The organism is Streptomyces sp. NPDC059895 (assembly GCF_042731035.1).
Classification (GTDB): domain Bacteria; phylum Actinomycetota; class Actinomycetes; order Streptomycetales; family Streptomycetaceae; genus Streptomyces.
Genome location: NZ_JBHWKO010000013.1, coordinates 130,405 through 150,531 on the forward strand (window position 1 = coordinate 130,405; position 20,127 = coordinate 150,531).

Sequence of the window (20,127 nt, forward strand, 5' to 3'; positions counted from 1 at the left end):
CCCGAATGGGTGATCGGAGGCGGAACTCGCCCGCGCCCGGTTACGCTCATGGAGAGTGTCTCCGAAGGGAGGGTGCCGTGGCTGTGATGCTGCACGAGTCGTCGCTTTCCGATGCTGCCGACCGGCTCTGGGAGGAGCTGCCCGGGCACCGGGTGGAGATCCTCAACGGGAGCATCGTCGTGACACCGCCGCCGGACGGGCCGCATCAGGAGACGCTGACCTGGCTCATCGAGGAGTTCTCGAAGGTTCGAGCCAGGCAGGCGGGGCTCAGATACCTGCAAGGAGTCGGCTTGTGGCTGCCGACAGGGCCGGACGATTACGCGGTGCCGGACTTCTCGGTCGTCGATGCCGATTACAAAGACGCGCTCGTCGAGAAGAACTGCTACGCGCCTCATGTCTTCCGCTTGGTCCTGGAGGTGACCTCCTCGAACTGGACCAATGACACGGCCACGAAGGTCGACATCTACGCCAGGGCGGGCATCCCTCTTCACCTCATCGCCGACCGCAAACACGACGAGGTCCTCCTCTACGCCGACCCCGCCGACGGCAAGTACCCCGCTCCCCTCCGCTACGAGCGAGGCCAGTCGATCCCCCTCCCCGAGTCCGTAGGGGTCACCCTGGAGCCCTCCGTCGACCTCCTCCTGGACGGCGAGGACTGACGGTCGTACGCCCGTGCGAGACTCGTCCTCATGTTCGGCGTCATCGATCTCCCCACCTACCTGGCAGGCCTCGTCCTGATCGTCCTCCTTCCCGGGCCCAACTCCCTGTACGTGCTCTCCGTCGCCGCCCGGCGCGGAGTGCGGGCCGGGTACACCGCCGCGGCCGGGGTGTGGTGCGGCGACACCGTGCTGATGACGCTGTCCGCCGCAGGCGTCGCCTCCCTCCTCCAGGCCAACGCCGTGCTGTTCGGGATCGTGAAGTACGCGGGCGCCGGGTACCTGACCTGGCTGGCGGTCGGCATGCTGCGGGCCGCGTGGGGGATGTGGCGGGACCGGCGGGAGCCGACCGCCGAGCGGTCCGAGGCCGCCGCCCCCGACGAGCGGCCCTTCCGGCGGGCCCTCGTCGTCAGCCTCTTCAACCCCAAGGCGATCCTGTTCTTCGTCGCCTTCTTCGTGCAGTTCGTCGACCCCGGATACGCCTACCCGGCCCTGTCGTTCGTCGTCCTCGGGGCGTTCGCCCAGCTCGCCAGCTTCCTGTACCTCAGCGCGCTGATCTTCAGCGGGACCAGGCTGGCGGACGCCTTCCGGCGGCGCAGGAAGGCCGCCGCCGGGGCCACCTCGGCGGCGGGAGCCCTGTTCCTCGGGTTCGCCGCGAAGCTGTCCCTCGCGAGCTCCTGACCCCGGGCCGGCTACCGGCGCGGGGCCAGCTCCGTGAGGTACGCCGCGAGGTCCGACGGCGCGTCACCGGCCCAGCCGACGTACCCGTCGGGCCGGACGAGGAACAGCCCGGTCCCGTACCACTCCGGGGCGGCACCACGGACGACGCGCACCTCGTCCCCGGGGAGATTCCCGGGGAGATCCCTGAGGAGATTTCCGGGGAGATCCCCGAGGACGTCACCGAGGGCCTCCCCGGCGTCCGGGGCCTCGCCGGTGTCCACGGTGTCCACGGTGTCCAGCGCGAGGAGCGTCCAGTGCGGCCCGCGGAACGCGTCGAAGAGCCGTACGCCGCCCACCCTCCCGTCGGGTGCGCGGTCACCGGCCCGCACCGGGCCCGGGGTCGCGCGGGTCTCCCGCGACAGCGACGACTCCCGGTAGCCGAGGCCGAGCTGACGCGTCGCCTCCCCGCGCCGGGTCTCCCCCCGGTGCACGCTCGTCGACAGTCCGAGCACACCGGCGGCGATCGGGCGGCGCTCCTCCTCGTAGGTGTCCAGCAGGGCGGCCGGGGCCTGCCCCCGCAGGACCGCCGCCAGCTTCCAGCCCAGGTTGTACGCGTCCTGAACGCTGGTGTTGAGTCCCTGCCCGCCGGCGGGGGAGTGGACGTGCGCGGCGTCCCCCACGAGGAAGACCCGCCCGTCGCGGAAACGGTCCGCCAGCGCCGCCCGGGGACGGAAGTCCGACGCCCAGCGGACCTCGGTCACATCCCGCGCGGCGAGGTGCGTGCGGGCGGCGACGACCGCGCGGATGCCGTCGGCGGAGAGGTCCACCGACGTCCCCTCCGGGAACCGGGCCGTCAGCTGGAAGTCGTCCGTGCCCGCCAGCGGGCAGAGGGCGAGGAAGCCGCCGTCCTCCCCGGCCGGCGGGAAGATGTGCCAGTTGTCGCGGTCCAGCCCGGCCACCCGCACGTCCGCCACCAGCGTCGGGCTCGGGTCGACCGTCTCGCCGGTCATGCCGATGCCGAGCGCCCGGCGCACGGCCGAACGGCCCCCGTCGGCGGCGACCACGTACCGGGCGCGGACGTCCCCGCCGGAGGCGCAGTGCGCCGTCACCCCCGCCGCGTCCTGCGTGACCCCCGTCACCTCCCGGCCGAAGGCGACCTTGCCGCCGAGTTCCTCCAGGCGTGCCCGCAGGATCTCCTGCGTGCGCCACTGCGGCACCATCCACGACTCGTCGTAGGGGGAGTCCTCGGTCGGCTCCACCGGCTCGAACATATGGTGCTCGCCCGCCCGCCGCCCGTCCTGCCAGATCATCCCGACCGGATAGCCGCCGCCGGCCGCGCGGATCGCGTCGAGGACGCCGAGGTCGTCGAAGACCTCCATCGTGCGCGGCTGGATCCCCTTGCCCCGCGAGCCGGGGAACAGCCCGTCGGCCCGTTCGACGAGGACCGCGTCCACCCCGCGCCGGGCCAGCTCGATGCCCAGGGCCAGCCCGCTCGGGCCCGCGCCCACGACGAGCACGTCCGTCTCGTACGCGTACGCCACCATACGACCACTCTCCTTAACGTTGTTAAGTGCCGCTGGTCGCAAGGGTGGCCTTAACAGCGTTAAACTGTCAAGCGTGACCCCCGAACGACGCGCTCCCCTGGACCGGAAGCAGGTGGCCGACACCGCGCTGCGACTGCTCGACGAGGTCGGTCTGGAGGGACTCACCCTGCGGGCCATCGCCCGGGAGCTGGACGTCAAGGCGCCCGCCCTGTACTGGCACTTCAAGGACAAGCAGGCGCTGCTCGACGAGATGGCGACCGAGATGTACCGCCGGATGGCCGCCGCGATGCCCCTGGATCCGGGCGACACCTGGCGGGAGCGGCTGCTGAAGGCCAACCGCGGACTGCGGACGGCGCTGCTCGGCTACCGCGACGGCGCGAAGGTCTTCAGCGGCACACGCTTCACCGGCGTCGAGCACGCCGAGCAGATGGAGGGCGTCCTGAGCCTCCTCACCGCCGCCGGCTTCCCCTTCGACCGGGCCGTCCGCGCGACCAGTACGACCTACCTGTACACCCTCGGTTTCGTCACCGAGGAACAGGGCGTCCTGCCCCTGCCCGGCGAACGGCGCGAGGGCTTCGACCTCGAGGAGCGCGCCCGGATGATGGCCGCGTTCCCCTTGTCGGCCCGGGCGGGCGCGGAGATGTTCACCGATTACGACCGGCACTTCGAGGAAGGGCTGGCGCTCGTCCTCGACGGCATCGCGGCGCGTTACGGGATGCCGTAGGAGGCATGCCGTAGGAGGTCTGTCTCCTTCACCGCACCCGCGACAGCGCCGCCCGCAGCCGAGGCGTCAGCGGCTTCTCCACGAACCGGTTCAGCAGCCAGGCCAGCAGCAGCATCGAGGCGAGGGTCAGGGCGAAGGTCGCCGCCGACGGCAGGTGCAGGCCGCGGTGCAGCACGCGGATCACCACCCACCCCAGGTGCTCGTGGACCAGGTAGAACGGGTACGTCAGCGCCCCGGCCACCGTCAGCCAGCGCCAGTTGACCCGGTTCAGCAGGCCGAGCGCGATCGCCGCGACGGCCACGAAGCCGAGGGCGACCACGAGGACGATGCCGAACGTGGTGCGGTGGGCGAAGGCGTTCGGGTCGGAGGCGTTCCACAGCGAGTCCACCGCGTAGTGCTGCCCGATCAGGAAGCCGACCGCGACGATGCCCCAGGCGAGGGCGTCCCGCCGGTCGCGGTGGACCAGGTAGAGGCCGATGCCGCCGATGAAGTACGGCGCGTACTCCGGCATCAGCACCAGGTCGAGCAGCGGCTCGTGCGCCGCCTCCGCGATGACCGCCGCCAGGGTCCACACCGCGCAGAACAGCACGACCCGCCGCCGGTTCGCGCCCGGCAGCACGACGCACAGCGCGAACAGCGCGTAGAAGCGGACCTCCACCCACAGCGTCCAGCACACGCCCAGCACCCGGTCCGCGCCCAGCGGCTGCTGGAGCAGGGTCAGGTTCACCAGCGCGTCGCTCGGCGACACGGCCTCGTAGACGACCGCCGGCAGCGCGAACACCGCCGTCACCAGGACGACGGCCACCCAGTACGCCGGCAGCAGCCGCGACGCGCGGGAGGCGAAGAACGACCGCGGCGAGCGGCCCCAGCCGCTCATGCAGATGACGAACCCGCTGATCACGAAGAAGATCTGGACGCCGAGGCAGCCGTAGGCGGCGAACGCGCTCAGCGTCGGGAACTGGAGCTTCGGCGAGGTGCCCCAGGCCAGGGTGACGTCACCGCCGCGCCCGGCGTAGTGGTACACCGCCACCATCAGCGCGGCGACCAGCCGTAGTCCGTCCAGGGCCCGGAGCCTGCCCTCCCGCCGCCCGGGAGCCGGCGCGGACGGGACCGGAACGTCCGGCTGCCGGGCCGCCGACGCGGCGCCGGACCGTGACGCGGATGTGCTCACGACCGTTTCCGTCACGCTGTGTCCCTCGCAGTGCGCCGTTGGTTCGTCTCCCCCGGCCCCGGACGTCCGGGGCCGGGGCCGTGCCTCAGTCCGGCTTCGGCAGCCGGGCCGTGCGCGCGCCTCAGTCCGATTTCAGCAGCCGGGCCGAGCGGTTGCCGAGCTGCACGCGCACCGCCTCCCGGCGCGCGAGCTGCCGGATGGACCGGCCCCGCGTGCCGAGCAGGTTCGCGACCCGCGCGACCTCCGTCCACACCCGGGCCCGCTCGCCGCCCGCGATCGCGGCCGCGGAGAGCAGCCGGCAGGCCTCCTTGACCTCGCCGCGCCGGGCCCGGATCTCGGCCATGCCGATCAGGACGTCCACCGGCTGCCGGCGGCGCAGGATCTCGGTGCCCACCCGCAGGGCGTCGTCGTGCTTGCCCGCCTCGAAGTGGCGGGTGAAGTCCTCGGTGAGGTACTTGCCGTGCCGGGCGAGCACCGCGGCGAACCGCGCGTTCGGCGACTGCGCGCCGTCCGGCACGCCGTCACCGGTCCCGTCGCCGCCCTCCGACACGCCGAAGGCCGTCCCGCCCGTCCCGGCCGTGCCGTCCGTGGCGCCCGTGCCGTCCGACACGCCGTCCGCCGTGGTCCCGGCGCCGGTCCCGGGCACGTCCCGCGACCCGCCGTCCGCGACGGGGCGCCGCCGGGACTCGCCCGGCCCGGGCAGCCCCAGCGCCGTCGTCATCCGGGCGGTGAACGCGGGGATGTCGAACAGCTCCTCGACGTCCCGGTACTCCGTCTCCGACACCTCCTCGTCCAGCACCCGGCGCAGCGCGTCGAGCGCCGCCTCGGGCGTGTACTCGGCGAAGGAGCGGTAGCCGGGGACGCCCTCCAGGACCTCCCGGGAGCCCACCCGGTGGTAGGTGACGGTCCGCAGCCGCTGCTGCACCGCCTCCACCACCGACAGCGGCATGGGGTCGTCGACGCTGGACAGGAAGAAGACGTCCGAGGCGGCGAGTTCCTCCCGCACCCGGTCCCGGGAGAGCGCTCCCATCCACTCGACGCGGTCCGACAGCAGCGTGGAGGCGTTGATCCGCCACGTCTTGTGCCCGATCCACGCGAAGCGCCACGGCAGGCCCTGCGCGTAGGCCAGTTCGGCGACCCGCGAGAACAGGTCGAGGCCCTTGCGGTCCTGCATGGAACCGACCATCACGATCCGCGGCCGCTCCCCGGGCGTGCGCCGCGCGCGGGCGCGGTGGGTGTCGCGGGGGACCGTGTTGTAGACCACGACCGGGTCGCTCACGCCCAGCTGGCGGAACATGTCGGCCTGCGCGGTGGAGACGCACAGCACCTTCAGCTTCGGCAGCAGGGTCAGCATCTCCTGGTGCCGCAGGGTGTGCTGCCCGCCCTCGAAGTTCATGACGTACTCGGTCTCGTGGGCGTACAGCACCACGGACTTCCCGGCGTCCCGCAGCGCCTGGACCAGCTCGTTGGCCAGCGGCGAACGCCAGAACGGGGCCAGGCTGTTGACCAGGACCACCTCGGCGCCCTCCAGGTCCGCCATGACGTCCTCGGCGCGGCTGTAGGCGCCGAGGTCGAAGTAGCGGACGTCCACCGGGCTCTGCGCGAGCAGCGCCTGGGTGTAGGTGAGGACGGGGATCGCCACGCCCGTGACGTACGAGAAGCCGAGGCCCAGCACCGCCAGCGAGCGCGGCCGGTCCATGCGCCCCTGGACGGCGCGCAGCGCCCGTTCGGCCCGCGACAGGCCGGCGTGCCCGTCGTCCTCGCCCGCCGTCCAGCGCGGGGCGGGCGGCTCGGCGGGCACGGTGGCCCGCTCGACCAGGCGCAGCACGCGTTGGGCCACGTCGTCCTGGAAGGCGATGAAGTGCTCGACGGGCTCGCCGTGCACGTTGGCCGCGAACTTGCCCGAGCGCTGGAGGTCGGCGACCACGTCGACGAGCTCTCCGACGGTGCCCACGTTGCGCAGCAGGGGGTGGTTGACCGTGGGGAAGACGATGTTGAGCGGGGGCGGGCTGAACAGGATCAGCGGGGTGCCCGCCCGCAGCGTCTGCAGATACGTCGTCGAGAAGAAGGTGACCGCGAGGTCGTACCCGTCGAGGGCCTCGGCGTCCAGCAGCGCCTTCTCGTCCAGGACCGTCACGTCGGGCAGGGCGCGCAGCCAGGTGAGGTGGCCGTCGAGCGTGGACGGATGCGGCTTGATCTCCACCTGGCCGAACTCGGCGAGCGCCGCGCACAGTTCGGTGAGCTGCTCGCGGTGCTGGCCCCGGGAGAGCTTGCGCTGGTCGCCCAGCGGCTGGTCGAGGACCACGATGCGCAGCGGCTCACCGGGGTCCTTGGCGTGCCGGTGGGTGGTGGAGCGGGCCGCCCGCAGCAGGGCGGGGTCGTCGCTGTGCCCGAGGGCGCCGGTGATGTGGACCGGCGCGTCGGCGTCCGCGGAGCGGAACAGCAGGTGGTGGGCGGTGGCCGGGCCCCAGACGCAGACGGCGGCCGGGCCGGAGGAGCCGTAGTACCAGTTCTGGTCGTGCAGTCCGGCGTCGGTCCTCTTGAAGTGGAAGTCCAGATGGCCGTCCTGGACGAGGACCAGCGGGAGGGAACGGCCCAGCGTCCCGGCCACCCGGCGTCCGCGTTGCGACTGGTCGTTGAAGAACACCAGCCGGTCGATGTCCTCCTCGTCGGCGAAGGCGCGTATGCGGTGGCCCAGTTCCTCCAGGAACTCGGCGTCGCTCAGCGCCTCGTCGACGGTGAAGAGGTTGCGTGCCGTGAGGCCGTCGAACCGGGCCGCCGCCTCCTCCGCGATCCAGCCGGCGATGTTCCCGTCCCGGTCCGCGGTGACCAGGTGGAACGAATGGGCGTCGGCGCCCTCGGCGCGCATGATCTCAGACGCGAGGTTGACGCCGTTGCGGTTCTCGACAAACACAGCGATGCGCATCGATGTACCAGTCCACTCCGAAATCTTGGGCGGCGGGGAAGGCGCTCAGAACGCGGTAGCCACCTTGAGTACCGGCCTCGGTGACGGAGGACCAGGCATACCTTCTTTCATGCATGAAATACGACCGTGTTTCCCGGAACGGGGAATCCAGGGGGAACGGCCGGTGAACATTCCGCGAGCGCTGGACGTCCACGCCCGGCCGCTCCGGGGTGATCCCTGAGCGCCGCCCCGCCCACGCCTGTGTCCGGCACCCGCCCACGCCTGTGTCCGGCACCCGCCCACGCCTGTGTCCGCCGCACCGCCCACGCCTGTGTCCGGCTCCGGCTACGGAGGACCCGCCGCTCCGGCTACGGAGGACCCGCCGCCCCGGCTACGGAGGACCCGCCGCCCCGCCCACGCCTGTGTCCGGCACCCGCCTACGCCTGTGTCCGGCACCCGCCTACGCCTGTGTCCGCCGCACCGCCTTGCGCAGGGCCCGCGCCCGGCGCACCACCCGGCGGGCGGTGGAGTTGCGCGGCAGGAACGACAGCCGCTCCGGAATGCCGCCCGGCAGCCCCAGCGAGGTGAGCCGCTTGCGGCGGAAGTACCGCTGGGTGCGCGGGCCGAGCCGGGTGCGCAGGTACTCCTCGGCGGCCGGGCGCAGGCCGGGGTGCATCTTCGACTGCATCACGAAGCCGACCGCGGCGACCAGTTCGCCCACCGAGTCCGCGTCGAGCGGCTTCTCGGCCTCCCGGTCCTCCAGGTCCGGCAGCAGGGCGTCCGCCAGCACGGCCGGGATCCGGTTGCTGTTCTGGTACGGCGACAGACGCTCCAGCAGCGGCCCGGTGCCGATCCGGGCGACCGGCAGCCCGTAGAACGCCCGCGCGGTGAACAGGGCCGTGGAGAAGCAGCCCACGACGAGCGCGGGCCGCGCCCGCTCGAACAGCACCTCGGCGAGGACCGGCGTCTCCAGCACGGTCAGCTCCACGCCCAGCGTGGCGGCCTCCGCCTCCAGGACGCGGCTGTAGCGGGCCGGCGCGGTGGGGTGCGGCTTGAACACGATCGCGCGGTGGCCGCGTGCGACTGCCCCGCGCATCATCCGCACGTGCAGGTCCTCCTCCTCGTCCGGGGAGAGGATGCCCAGCGCGGACAGGTACTGGCCCAGCAGCAGCGCGCTGCCGGCGGGCAGCGCCGGCAGCGCGGGCACCGCCTCGCCGACCTGGCCGAGCACCTTCAGGAACGCGCTCACCGGCACGGTCCGCGCCGGCACCGCGAACTCGGTGAGCAGCAGCGGCGTCAGACCCGGCACCAGGTCCAGGTGGAGCAGCCGCCGCACACGGGTGCCGATCAGCGGGTCGATCTTGTTGCGGGTGGGGCCGTAGCTCATCAGCCCGTCGGCGTAGACGTCGACGGGCGCGCCCGTGAAGACCTGGGCGATGGCCTGCGCCGGGTCGACCTGGATCGACTCCAGGACGATCTCCACCCGGTCCTCGCCCAGCCCCCACAGCAGGCGCAGGTACCGCTCGAAGAGGGGGACGTCGTCGGGGCGGGGCGACCAGGCGCCGGGGTGGAAGGGGCTGATCGCCGCGTTCCAGGACAGCACCGCGTCGAAGCGGTCCCGCAGCGGATCAAAGCCGGGCATCTCGTCGACGGCCGGGGTGGTCTCCGGGTTCGTCGCGTTGTTGCACACCAGCAGCAGCCGCCGGTCCGCGGGCGGCAGGCTCCCGGAGTCCAGGGCGGCGGCCAGGGTGGCGGCGCCGTAGAGGGTGGAGGCGCACAGGATCTGGGTCGTACGGGTCATCAGGCGGCCGCCTCGGATGTGCCGGTCTTCGGGGAGGTGATCTTGCGGCGCAGACGGCGCAGCTTCGCGGAGCGGCGCAGGTCCATGCGGTCCAGGACGTCGGTGAGCAGCTCCTGCGGCATGCGCTTTATGGCCGCCGCGCTCATCGTGCGCAGCTGCCGGGCCACGGCCGGCTCGAACTTCTCGATCTCAGCGAGGTGGTGGGCGATGATCGCGCAGTAGGTGCGCACCGCCTTGGGCAGCAGCCGGTCCGCCTCGGGGTCCCGCGCGGTCTCGTCGACGACCTGGTCGAAGGCGCGGATGAAGTCGAGCTGCCGGACGTCACCGATCTGGGTGAGGGAGGAGGCGACCCCGCGGCGGTAGAAGACGCCGTGCAGGTTCAGCACCGCGAACGACTCCGCCTCCCGGTGCAGCTTCCAGATCCACGGCCGGTCCTCGGCGGTGCGCAGCCCGTCGGTGAAGTGCAGCAGGCCCTTGTCGAGCAGCCGGCGGTGGTAGGCGCCGGCCCAGGCGTAGGCGTAGTCCACGGACGTGGTGCGGTCGGCGGGCAGGATCGCCTCGCGCGGGCGGAGCACCTCCCCGCGCCGCCCGAGCGGATGCCGGACGAGCGTGCGGGCGCGCCCGGTGGCCTGCACGTGGTCGACGCGCACGAAGTCGCAGCCCAGTTCCTCGATCGCGGTGACCAGCTCGACCAGATAGCCACGCGCGAGCCAGTCGTCGCCGTCCAGGAACGTCACGTACTCGCCCTGCGCGGCGTCCAGGCCGGTGTTGCGGGCGGTGGCGAGTCCCCCGTTCTCCTCGTGGCGGATCAGGCGCACCCGGGCGACCGCCGACAACTCCTCGGCCGCCCGTTCGAGAATGGCCGGGGTCTCGTCCTTCGAATGGTCGTCCACCAGCACGAACTCGAAGTCCGGGCGGGCGTTCGCCCGAAGGCTTCTGAGGGTGTCCGGGGCGTATTGCTGCACGTTGTAGAACGGCACGATCACGGAGAGCTTTGGCACCCGCGAAAGCCTAGGAGCGCGCCGGACAGCGAAAATTTCCGGCACGGAGACGGGCGATGAAATCGGCGTGACGGAACGGTGCACCCCGTGTATTTCCCTTGAATCGGCGGGCCAGTTCGGTGACCGGTGGGGCGTTGTTAACCTCCTGTTGAGTCGAGGTTGGGCCGGACCTGGATTTCGCTTCCTAGCGTCTTCGACGTGCCACCACGTACTTCGAACCCCCTGCGGATCGCCGTGCTCGCGGACTCCGACACCCGCTGGAAGTGGGGTGCGGCGACCGCGGCCCGGATCGCGCCCGGCGGCCCGGCCCTCGAAGCCGGATCCCGGGACGCGGGGCAAGCCGCCCCCATTCTGGACGGGTTCCTCCTGCGCGGCCGCGCCACCCCCACCCCCCGGCAGCTGGCCGAGGTGGGCGTGCGCGCCGACTCCCTGCGGGAGGTCACCGCCGTCGAGTTCCTGCGCGCCATGGCGCGGGAGCGGTACGACGTCCTCGTCCTCGCCCTCGTCGGCGGCGGCGTCCAGGCGGTCCTGCACGGGCTGAAGCGGATCACTGAGGGCACGAGCGAGCGGCCCGTCGTCGTCACCGGCTACGTGGGTGTCGTCTACGAGAAGCTCGCCGACGGTCTGCTGCTGCGGCACGGCGCCGACCTCGTCCTCGCCAACTCCCGCCAGGACGCGGAACGTTTCCGCGCGGTGTACGAGGGCGTGGGCGCCGACGCCTCCTCCGTGACCGAGGTGGCCCTGCCGTTCCTCGGGGGCGCCGCCCACCCGGGCGGACCCGACATCCGCACGGTGGTCTTCGCCGCCCAGCCCTCCGTACCGGAGAACCGCAGGGACCGCACCTACCTGCTGGAGCGGCTCGTCCGGCACGCCCGGCTCCACCCCGACCGCGAGGTGCTGCTCAAGCTGCGCTCCCGCCCGGGCGAACACACCACCCACATCGAGGAACTGCCCTACCAGAAGCTGGCGCAGAAGCTCGACGCGCCGTCCAACTTCCGCCTCGTGTACGGCAACATGGGCGAGGTCCTCGACCGCACCGACCTGCTGGTGACGGTCAGTTCCACCGCCGCCCTCGAATCCCTCCACCGCCGCGTCCCCACCGCGATCCTCACCGACCTCGGGATCCGCGAGGCGCTCGGCAACCACCACTTCGTCGGCTCCGGCTGCCTCGCCTCCTGGGACCAGCTCGACGCCGGCCACCGCCCCACCCCCGACGAGGAGTGGGTGGCCCGGCAGGGCGTCGCTGCCGACGGCTCGTACGACCGGGCCTACGACACGGCCCGCGCCCGCATCACCGAGCTCCTCGCCCGGCCCGGCGGCCTCCCGCCGCTCACCCCCTACTACACCCCCGCCACCGCCCCCGGCTACCTCCCCGGCATCCTCGCCCGCCACCACCTCGCCACCGACGGCAGCCCCCTGCCCAACGCCCCGGCCACCGACCGGGCCCCCGGCCCGGTCCGCCAGATCGTCCGCCGCGCGGCCCGCGGCGCCTACCGGCACGGCGTCCAGCGCGTGGCACCCGTCATCCGGCGCATGGGGGAGCTGTGAGCACCCGCCGCCCGGAGGCCGCCGTACCGCCGCACCGCCGGGCCGTCGGGCGGGGAGCGCGGGCGGCGTCGTGAACCACCGCCTCTCCCGCCGGGGAGTCCCGCTTCCACGTCAAGGAGTCCAGCCCATGTCCCACTCCCAGGCCGGGGTACGCCGGGTGCTCGCCGTGATCCCGGCGCGCGGCGGCTCCAAGGGCGTCCCCGCGAAGAACCTCGCCGCCGTCGGCGGTGTGCCGCTGGTGGTGCGGGCCGTGCGCGAGTGCCGGGCCGCCCGCCTGGTCACGGACGTCGTGGTCTCCACGGACGACCGGGCCATCGCGGCGGCGGCGCGCGAGGCCGGCGCCGAGGTCGTGCTGCGGCCGGCCGCCATCGCCGGCGACACCGCCACCTCCGAGGCCGCAGTCCGGCACGCCCTGGACGCCCACGAGGCCCTGCACGGCGCGGCCGTCGACGTGGTGCTGCTCGTGCAGTGCACCAGCCCGTTCCTGGTCCGCGAGGACATCGACGGGGTCGCCGCGGCCGTCGTCGAGAACGGAGCGGACACGGCGGTGACCGTCGCCCCCTTCCACGGGTTCGTCTGGCGGGACGCGGAGGACGCAACCGACGCGGAGGCCGCGCAGGCCGCGCGGAACGGCACCGGCGGCCACGGCGTCAACCACGACAAGTCCTACCGCCCCCGCCGCCAGGACCGTCCCCAGGACTTCCTGGAGACCGGCGCCGCCTACGCGATGGACGCGGCCGGCTTCCGCGAGCACGGCCACCGCTTCTTCGGCCGCACCGACCTCGTCCGCACCGACCCCGCCCGCGTGCTGGAGATCGACGACCCGCACGACCTGGCCCGGGCCCGCGCCCTCGCCCCCCTCTTCGACGCGGACCTGCCCGGCGCCCTTCCGACCGCCGACGACATCGACGCCGTCGTCCTCGACTTCGACGGCACCCAGACCGACGACCGGGTGCTGATCGACTCCGACGGACGGGAGTTCGTCTCCGTGCACCGCGGGGACGGCCTCGGCATCGCGGCCCTGCGCCGCAGCGGCCTGAAGCTGCTCATCCTGTCCACGGAACAGAACCCGGTCGTCGCCGCCCGCGCCCGGAAGCTGAAGCTGCCGGTGCTGCACGGCATCGACCGCAAGGACCTCGCCCTCAAGCAGTGGTGCGAGGAGCAGGGCATCGCGCCGGAGCGCGTGCTCTACGTCGGCAACGACGTCAACGACCTCCCGTGCTTCGCCCTCGTGGGCTGGCCCGTGGCGGTCGCCAGCGCCCACGACGTCGTACGCGGCGCCGCACGCGCGGTCACCACCCTCCCCGGCGGCGACGGCGCGATCCGGGAGATCGCCGGCTGGATCCTCGGACCCTCTCTCGACTCTCGCGACACCCTCACCCAGTAAGGAACCCCCTGACATGAGCACCAACACCCGCCTCCGCCAGTTCGGTTCGCGCACCGCCGGCCCGGGGCAGCCCGTGTACGTCTGCGGCGAGATCGGCATCAACCACAACGGCGAGCTGGACAACGCCCTCAAGCTCATCGACGTGGCCGCCGAGGCCGGCTGCGACGCCGTCAAGTTCCAGAAGCGCACCCCCGAGATCTGCACCCCGCGCGACCAGTGGGACATCGAGCGCGACACCCCCTGGGGCCGGATGACGTACATCGACTACCGCCACCGCGTGGAGTTCGGCGAGGACGAGTACCGCCGGATCGACGAGTACTGCAAGGAGAAGGGGATCGACTGGTTCGCCTCCCCGTGGGACACCGAGGCCGTCGCCTTCCTGGAGAAGTTCGACGTCCCCGCCCACAAGGTGGCCTCCGCCTCCCTCACCGACGACGAGCTGCTGCGCGCCCTGCGCGCCACCGGCCGCACGGTCATCCTCTCCACCGGCATGTCCACCCCGAAGCAGATCCGCCACGCCGTCGAGGTCCTCGGCAGCGACAACATCCTGCTCTGCCACGCCACCTCGACCTACCCGGCGAAGGCCGAGGAGCTCAACCTCCGCGTCATCAACACCCTCCAGGCCGAGTACCCGAACGTCCCGATCGGCTACTCCGGCCACGAGACCGGCCTGCAGACCACCCTGGCCGCCGTCGCCCTCGGCGCCACCTTCGTCGAGCGCCACATCACCCTCGACCGCGCCATGTGGGGCTCCGACCAGGCCGCCTCCGTCGAACCGCAGGGCCTCACCCGCCTCGTCCGCGACATCCGCACCATCGAGGCCTCCCTCGGCGACGGCGTCAAGAAGGTCTACGACTCCGAGCTCGGCCCGATGAAGAAGCTGCGCCGCGTCACCGGCGTCGTCGCCGAGGCGGAGATCGCCGCGGCGGCCGGCGAGCCCGTCTCGGTCTGACCCGGACCCCGACCCCGGACCCCCTCCGACCACCGCCACCAGTGCCCTACGGGACGGTCGTACGACGATGAGCCCTCGCGCCGGGTCCACCGGCACCACTGCCCACACCCTCGCGTTCGTCGAGAGCCCGGTGCAGCTCCTGAACGTCCTGGAGTGGGCGCACGCCCAGGAACTCCACCCCCAGGAGGAACCCGGCGCGGGGCTCACCCTCGTCGTCCTGTCCCCGACCGACCCGATGACCCGCGGACAGTTGCGCCGCATGGCCGAGCTGGCCCGCGAGGAGGGCCACGAGGTCCGCTGGGAGGAGGCCCGCGGCGGCACCACGGCCCCCTTCCGCACCATCGGCGGCCTCGCCCCCCTGCTGCGCAGGGCGCACCGGGTCGTCATGGGAGACCCCTTCTCCCGCTACGTCCAGCTCCTGCTGACCATCACCCGGGCCGCCGACCTGGTCGTCGTCGACGACGGCACGGCCACCATGGAGTTCGTCGGACAGCTGGCCCGCGGCGAGCGCCTGGTGCGCTGGCACCGCAAGGGCGGCAGCCCCGGGCCCCGCGATCTGCTCTTCGCCCCGGTGTCGGCCTCCGCCCGCCGCCGTCTGACCCCCGGCGCGGACCGGCGGGTGGAGGTCTTCTCCTCCATGCCGGTGACCGAGGCCCCCGCCGACGTCACGGTCACGCCCCACACCTTCGCCTGGACCCGCGCCCGCTTCGGCCCGCCCCGCGTCACGAAGGGCGCGGACCTGGTCGGCACGTCCCTCGTCGAGACGGGCGTCGTGGACGGCGACCGCTACCTGCACGCCGTCGGCGCCCTCGCCCGGACCCACGGCGCCGCCCGCTACTTCGCCCACCGCCGTGAGAGCGCCGACAAGCTCCACCGTCTGGCCGGGGAGACAGGCCTGGAGATCGTCCGCCCCGACCTCCCCCTCGAAGTGATCGCCCGACGGGGCCCCATCGGCAGCACCGTCCTCAGCTTCCCCTCCACCGTCGTCCACACCCTCCCCCTCGCCCTGGCCGGCACCGGCGTCCGCGTCGCCGTCTGCGACATCGACCCCACCTGGCTCACCGCCCACGCCTCCCCCCGCGCCCACGGCTTCCTCTCCGGCGTGACGGGAACGGCCCGGGGGGTGGACCGGCTGGCGATGGTGAGCGTGGCGTAGCACACGGCGTCCGTGACGAACGGCACACGGCGCGCGGGACGAACGGCGCACGGCGTCCGTGACGAACGGCGCACGGCGCGCGGGACGAACGGCGCACGGCGGTCCCGCCGCCCCCGCCGGGTCACGCCCCCCGGCCGAACCCGGAGGTTCCCGCCGGGTCACGCCTCCGACCCGTCCGGCACGTGGACGACCGCCGGGCGCGGGTCGGCCCTCCCCCCGACGGCCGAACGCCCCCAGGGAACCGCCGCCCGAGGCCACGGAGACACCGGGTCCCGGTATCTCCGCGTACCGGGACCGGTACACGGACCGCGACGCGGGTTCCGGTGGATGGACAGGCACGGCGTGGTTTCCGTGGGCCGTGGTATCCGTGGAGGGAGGAAAGAGTGAGATGGGTAGCCATGTCATGATCACTCGGGCGAAGCCGGCCGAGTTTACCCATTCCGAACGACAGCCATGCGCCGCGCGGCCAACTTTTCTTCACCGAATGGGTTGAAGTTTTGTTGATCGGGTCAGTTGACCGCCTCGGCGTCCTACCCTTCAGAGGGTGAAGCAACTGATGTCCCGAGAGTCCGAGGCCGATTCCGCCGGGGGAGACGCGCTCCCCGGCACCCTTCCGGAATCCCTGCGCGCCGAGCTCGTCGCCTTCCGCCGCGACATGCACATGCACCCGGAACTCGGCAACCAGGAGTTCCGCACGACCGCAGCGATCAAGGAGCGCCTGGAGAAGGCGGGCCTGAAGCCGCGCGTCCTGTCCAGCGGAACCGGGCTCATCTGTGACATCGGCGACTGGGCGGACGGCGTCTCCGTCCTGGCGATGCGCGCCGACATCGACGCGCTGCCCATCCCGGACACCAAGACGGAGTGCGCCTACCGCTCCACCGTGCCCGACCGCGCGCACGCCTGCGGCCACGACGTGCACACCACCGTCGTCCTCGGCGCCGGCCTGGTCCTCGCGGACCTGCACCGCCGGGGCCTGCTCCCGCGCCCGGTCCGGCTGATCTTCCAGCCCGCCGAGGAGGTGCTGCCGGGCGGCGCCGCCGACGCCATCGAGGACGGCGCGCTGGACGGCGTCGGCCGGATCATCGCCGTGCACTGCGACCCGCGCGTCGACGCCGGTCTGATCGGACTGCGGGAAGGGGCCATCACCTCCGCCTGCGACCGGCTGGAGATCGCCCTCGACGGGCCCGGCGGCCACACCGCCCGCCCCCACCTGACCACCGACCTCGTCACCGCCGCCGCCCGGGTCGTCACCGACGTCCCCGCGCTCGTCGGCCGCCGCGTCGACACCCGCGCCGGCCTCGCGGTGACCTGGGGCCGGATCGACTGCGGCCACGCCCCGAACGTCATCCCGCAGCACGCCGAACTGTCCGGCACCGTGCGCTGCCTGGACATCGAGGCCTGGCGCCAGGCCCCCGACCTCGTGGTCGCCGCGATCGACGAGGTCGCCAACCTGCACCGCGCCAAGTCCGAGATCAACTACGTCCGCGGGGTCCCCCCGGTCGTCAACGAGGCAGGCGTCACCGCCCTCCTGCGGGACGCCATGGTCGCCCGGCACGGCGAGGAGTCCGTCGAGAGCACCCAGCAGAGCCTCGGCGGCGAGGACTTCTCCTGGTACCTGGAGCGCGTGCCCGGCGCCATGGCCCGCCTCGGCGTCCGCACCCCCGGCGAGCGCACCGTCCGCGACCTGCACCAGGGCGACTTCGACGCCGACGAGCTGTCGATCAAGGTCGGCGTGGAGCTGTTCACCGCCGCCGCGCTGCTCGACGCGGCGACCCGCGTGAACTGAACGCCGGCCCGTGAACTGAACGCCGGCCGCCGAACCGACCGAAGGGGCGCCGGAAAGGCGCCCCTTCGTCCGCTTGTGTCACCCGGCCGTAACCGGCGGAGCCCGCCCGTAACGCACGGTCGGCACGAATCGATAACGGCCGCGAGGAACCCCGTTCCCCTCCCCTTCTACGCGCGTTACTGTGCGCCGGAATCGCCACTCGGAACGGCCTGTCGGGGAGCCGCGCGGGAGGCGTCACATTGGGGACGAGCGGGCCGGTGACGGCGCCGTGGGGATGAAGGGGTGGCTGCTGTGCGTCTCATATCTCGGAGGACCGGGTTCTCCCGGGCCGCGGTGACCGTCGCGGTCGTCGCGCTCGCGGCTGCCGGCTGCGGCGAGTCCAGCACCGGCTCCAAGGCCGCCGACGACAAGGAGTCCGGCACCTACTCCGGCAAGGGCATCGGCCTCGCGTACGACATCGGCGGCAAGGGCGACCAGTCGTTCAACGACGCCGCCTACGCCGGCTTCCAGAAGGCCGACAAGGAATTCAAGATGGGCGGCCGTGACGTCGAGCCGCAGGACGGCGAGTCGGACGCGGACAAGGTGCAGCGCCTCACCCAGCTCGCCCAGGCCGGCTACAACCCGGTGATCGGCGTCGGCTACATCTACGCGCCGGCCGTCAAGGAGGTCGCCGCCAAGTACCCCGACACCACGTTCGGGATCATCGACGACGAGACCGTCCAGGCGAAGAACGTCGCCGACATGGTCTTCCACGAGGAGCAGGCCTCCTACCTGGCCGGCGTCGCCGCCGCCAAGGCCTCCAAGACGGGCCACATCGGTTTCATCGGCGGTGTGGACATCCCGCTGATCCACAAGTTCGAGGCCGGCTACGTCCAGGGCGCCAAGTCCGTCGACCCGGCCATCAAGATCGAGTCGCAGTACCTGACCGAGACCGCCCAGGAGGGCGGCTTCTCCAGCCCCGACAAGGGCAAGGCGGGCGCGAGCGGCCAGATCGACGCCGGCGCCGACGTCATCTACCACGCGGCCGGCCTCTCCGGCCAGGGCGTGATCTCCGAGGCCGCCGCCAAGAAGGTGTGGGCCATCGGCGTCGACTCCGACCAGTACGACCAGAGCTCGCTCGCCGCCTACAAGGACTACATCCTCGGCTCCGCCCTGAAGAACGTCGGCGGCGCGGTCTACGACCTCGCCAAGTCCGTCCACGAGGGCAAGCCCCTGTCCGGCGTGGTCCGCGGCAGCCTCTCCAACGACGGCGTCGGCTTCGCCGACTCCAACCCCAAGTACCAGGCCATGACCGAGGTCGTCGCCGCCGTGAACGCGGCCAAGCAGGACATCGTCGACGGCAAGGTCACCGTCGACACCAAGTAGCGCTCCTCCCGGACCGCCGCCGGACCCCGTCCGGCCCCTGATACGCCCTCACCGGCGTCCTCGCAGCTGAGCGCCCCTGCGGTCGGCCCCACCTTCCGCAAGGGGCGCTCAGCTGTCCGTAATCTGGACAGTACCTGTGGCCACAGCTCGGTAACGGACCGGACAGATGGGTTTTTCCGTCTGGTCTACGCGCGTTACGCTGCGGCGGAACCAGCGCCTGGTTTGGGCGCTTGCACGAAGGAGTTTCGTTCCATGCGCCGGGTGTCCCGTATCGCGGTTGCGGGTGTTGCCACCGCAGCCCTCGCCGTCACCGTTTCCGCTTGCGGAAGCTCGTCCACGTCGTCCTCCGCCTCCTCCGGCGACGACAAGAACCTGGGCCTCGCCCTCGCGTACGACGTCGGCGGCAAGGGCGACCAGTCCTTCAACGACGCCGCCACCTCGGGCATGGAGAAGGCCGACAAGGAGTTCGGCTACACCTCCACCGCCGTCGAGCCGCAGGACGGCGAGTCGGACGCGGACAAGGTGCAGCGCCTGGAGAGCCTCGCCAAGCAGGGCTACAACCCGGTGATCGGCGTCGGCTTCGCCTACGCGCCGGCCGTCAAGGAGGCCGCGGCCAAGTTCCCGGACACCACCTTCGGTATCGTCGACGACGAGACCATCAAGGCCGACAACGTCGCCGACCTCGTCTTCAGCGAGGAGCAGGCCTCCTACCTGGCCGGCGTCGCCGCAGCCAAGGCCACCAAGTCCGACGTCGTCGGCTTCGTCGGCGGTGTCGACGTCCCGCTGATCCACAAGTTCGGGGCCGGCTTCAAGCAGGGCGTCCAGGACACCAAGAAGGGCGTCACGGTCAAGGAGCAGTACCTGACCGAGACCGCCGCCGAGGGCGGCTTCTCCAGCCCCGACAAGGGTGAGAGCGCCGCCGAGGGCCAGATCGACGCCGGCGCGGACGTCGTCTACGCGGCGGCCGGCCTGTCCGGCCAGGGTGTCATCAAGGCCGCCAGCGCCAACAAGGTCTGGGCGATCGGCGTCGACTCCGACCAGTACCAGCAGGACGCGCTGAAGGCGTACAAGACCTCGATCCTGACCTCCGCCATGAAGAACGTCGAGGGCGCGGTCTACGACCTGGCGAAGTCCGTCGAGGACGGCAAGCCGCAGTCCGGCGTGATCCGCGGCAGCCTCTCCAACGGCGGGGTGAGCCTGGCCGCCTCCAACCCGACGTTCGCCTCGGATAAGACGATCCAGGACGCCGTCACCAAGGCCGCCGAGGCCATCAAGAACGGCACGATCACGGTGAAGACCTCCTGACCACCGTGTCGTAGGCCTGTCGAAGGCCTGTCGAAGGCATGGCCAAAAGGGCGCTGTGATGACAGCGTTACGGCCACGGAACGGGGCCCTGGGAACATGACCTCCCGGTGCCCCGTTCGCGCGGCAGAATGCTCGGAACGGATCGGCTCGAATCGAGTCCGATCGG

Annotated in this window: 15 protein-coding genes; 10 read left to right on the plus strand and 5 right to left on the minus strand. The window is 72.3% G+C overall.

Features of this window, described 5'->3' with window-relative positions:
* Nucleotides 1-86 precede the first annotated feature (86 nt).
* Together ACFV9M_RS17955 and leuE are read left to right on the plus strand one after the other, a co-directional pair.
* Complete coding sequence (locus ACFV9M_RS17955) at nt 87-659, plus strand: Uma2 family endonuclease (protein ID WP_385064171.1); 573 nt, start codon at nt 87-89, stop codon at nt 657-659.
* A 30-nt stretch (nt 660-689) separates the two neighbouring features.
* Nucleotides 690-1,337 carry a leucine efflux protein LeuE gene (leuE, locus tag ACFV9M_RS17960; protein ID WP_385064033.1) on the plus strand — a complete coding sequence of 216 codons (648 nt, stop codon included), beginning with the start codon at nt 690-692 and terminating at the stop codon, nt 1,335-1,337.
* An 11-nt stretch (nt 1,338-1,348) separates the two neighbouring features.
* On the opposite strand, the gene ACFV9M_RS17965 is transcribed toward leuE, so the two are convergent.
* Complete coding sequence (locus ACFV9M_RS17965) at nt 1,349-2,860, minus strand: FAD-dependent oxidoreductase (protein ID WP_385064034.1); 1,512 nt, start codon at nt 2,858-2,860, stop codon at nt 1,349-1,351.
* A gap of 73 nt (nt 2,861-2,933) precedes the next feature.
* Here ACFV9M_RS17965 and ACFV9M_RS17970 point away from each other — a divergent pair, with 73 nt between their 5' ends.
* Nucleotides 2,934-3,584, plus strand: coding sequence for a TetR/AcrR family transcriptional regulator (locus ACFV9M_RS17970; RefSeq protein ID WP_385064035.1), 651 nt, complete (start codon nt 2,934-2,936; stop codon nt 3,582-3,584).
* Between the two features lie 28 nt (nt 3,585-3,612).
* Here the strand turns inward: ACFV9M_RS17970 and ACFV9M_RS17975 are convergent, their stop codons facing one another.
* The 4 genes from ACFV9M_RS17975 to ACFV9M_RS17990 form a co-directional block, all read right to left on the minus strand.
* The gene (locus tag ACFV9M_RS17975; RefSeq protein ID WP_385064037.1) at nt 3,613-4,755 is read right to left on the minus strand and encodes an acyltransferase family protein; all 1,143 of its coding nucleotides are present in this window, start codon (nt 4,753-4,755) and stop codon (nt 3,613-3,615) included.
* A gap of 121 nt (nt 4,756-4,876) precedes the next feature.
* A complete protein-coding gene (locus ACFV9M_RS17980) occupies nt 4,877-7,681 on the minus strand; it encodes a glycosyltransferase (protein ID WP_385064039.1) in 2,805 nt (934 codons plus the stop codon).
* Nucleotides 7,682-8,120: 439 nt separating this feature from the next.
* Nucleotides 8,121-9,461, minus strand: coding sequence for an alpha-2,8-polysialyltransferase family protein (locus ACFV9M_RS17985; protein ID WP_385064041.1), 1,341 nt, complete (start codon nt 9,459-9,461; stop codon nt 8,121-8,123).
* Nucleotides 9,461-10,462, minus strand: coding sequence for a glycosyltransferase family 2 protein (locus tag ACFV9M_RS17990; RefSeq protein ID WP_385064043.1), 1,002 nt, complete (start codon nt 10,460-10,462; stop codon nt 9,461-9,463). Before ACFV9M_RS17990 ends, ACFV9M_RS17985 begins: the two co-directional genes overlap by 1 nt.
* Before the next feature lie 198 nt (nt 10,463-10,660).
* Between ACFV9M_RS17990 and ACFV9M_RS17995 the strand changes: the two genes are divergently transcribed.
* From ACFV9M_RS17995 to ACFV9M_RS18025, 7 genes are all read left to right on the plus strand, one after another.
* The gene (locus ACFV9M_RS17995) at nt 10,661-12,010 is read left to right on the plus strand and encodes a DUF6716 putative glycosyltransferase (protein ID WP_385064045.1); all 1,350 of its coding nucleotides are present in this window, start codon (nt 10,661-10,663) and stop codon (nt 12,008-12,010) included.
* Between the two features lie 127 nt (nt 12,011-12,137).
* Entirely contained in the window at nt 12,138-13,397 is a 1,260-nt protein-coding gene (locus tag ACFV9M_RS18000; RefSeq protein WP_385064047.1) for a cytidylyltransferase domain-containing protein, read from the plus strand.
* Nucleotides 13,398-13,410: 13 nt separating this feature from the next.
* Complete coding sequence (locus ACFV9M_RS18005; RefSeq protein WP_385064049.1) at nt 13,411-14,349, plus strand: N-acetylneuraminate synthase family protein; 939 nt, start codon at nt 13,411-13,413, stop codon at nt 14,347-14,349.
* Nucleotides 14,350-14,416: 67 nt separating this feature from the next.
* Entirely contained in the window at nt 14,417-15,505 is a 1,089-nt protein-coding gene (locus tag ACFV9M_RS18010; RefSeq protein WP_385064051.1) for a hypothetical protein, read from the plus strand.
* A gap of 556 nt (nt 15,506-16,061) precedes the next feature.
* Nucleotides 16,062-17,291 (plus strand): amidohydrolase, encoded by a 1,230-nt coding sequence (locus ACFV9M_RS18015; protein ID WP_385064053.1) that lies wholly within the window; start codon nt 16,062-16,064, stop codon nt 17,289-17,291.
* A gap of 300 nt (nt 17,292-17,591) precedes the next feature.
* Entirely contained in the window at nt 17,592-18,656 is a 1,065-nt protein-coding gene (locus tag ACFV9M_RS18020) for a BMP family protein (protein ID WP_385064173.1), read from the plus strand.
* A gap of 252 nt (nt 18,657-18,908) precedes the next feature.
* A complete protein-coding gene (locus ACFV9M_RS18025) occupies nt 18,909-19,961 on the plus strand; it encodes a BMP family protein (RefSeq protein WP_385064055.1) in 1,053 nt (350 codons plus the stop codon).
* Nucleotides 19,962-20,127: the final 166 nt, after the last annotated feature.

Bases quoted from the DNA above. Each gene is read 5' to 3' on its own strand.
- ACFV9M_RS18000 (WP_385064047.1), top strand. From the start codon at position 12,138: ATGTCCCACTCCCAGGCCGGGGTACGCCGGGTGCTCGCCGTGATCCCG.
- leuE (WP_385064033.1), top strand. From the start codon at position 690: ATGTTCGGCGTCATCGATCTCCCCACCTACCTGGCAGGCCTCGTCCTG.
- ACFV9M_RS18015 (WP_385064053.1), top strand. From the start codon at position 16,062: ATGTCCCGAGAGTCCGAGGCCGATTCCGCCGGGGGAGACGCGCTCCCC.
- ACFV9M_RS18025 (WP_385064055.1), top strand. From the start codon at position 18,909: ATGCGCCGGGTGTCCCGTATCGCGGTTGCGGGTGTTGCCACCGCAGCC.
- ACFV9M_RS17955 (WP_385064171.1), top strand. From the start codon at position 87: ATGCTGCACGAGTCGTCGCTTTCCGATGCTGCCGACCGGCTCTGGGAG.
- ACFV9M_RS17985 (WP_385064041.1), bottom strand. From the start codon at position 9,461: ATGACCCGTACGACCCAGATCCTGTGCGCCTCCACCCTCTACGGCGCC.
- ACFV9M_RS17965 (WP_385064034.1), bottom strand. From the start codon at position 2,860: ATGGTGGCGTACGCGTACGAGACGGACGTGCTCGTCGTGGGCGCGGGC.
- ACFV9M_RS17980 (WP_385064039.1), bottom strand. From the start codon at position 7,681: ATGCGCATCGCTGTGTTTGTCGAGAACCGCAACGGCGTCAACCTCGCG.
- ACFV9M_RS18005 (WP_385064049.1), top strand. From the start codon at position 13,411: ATGAGCACCAACACCCGCCTCCGCCAGTTCGGTTCGCGCACCGCCGGC.
- ACFV9M_RS18010 (WP_385064051.1), top strand. From the start codon at position 14,417: ATGAGCCCTCGCGCCGGGTCCACCGGCACCACTGCCCACACCCTCGCG.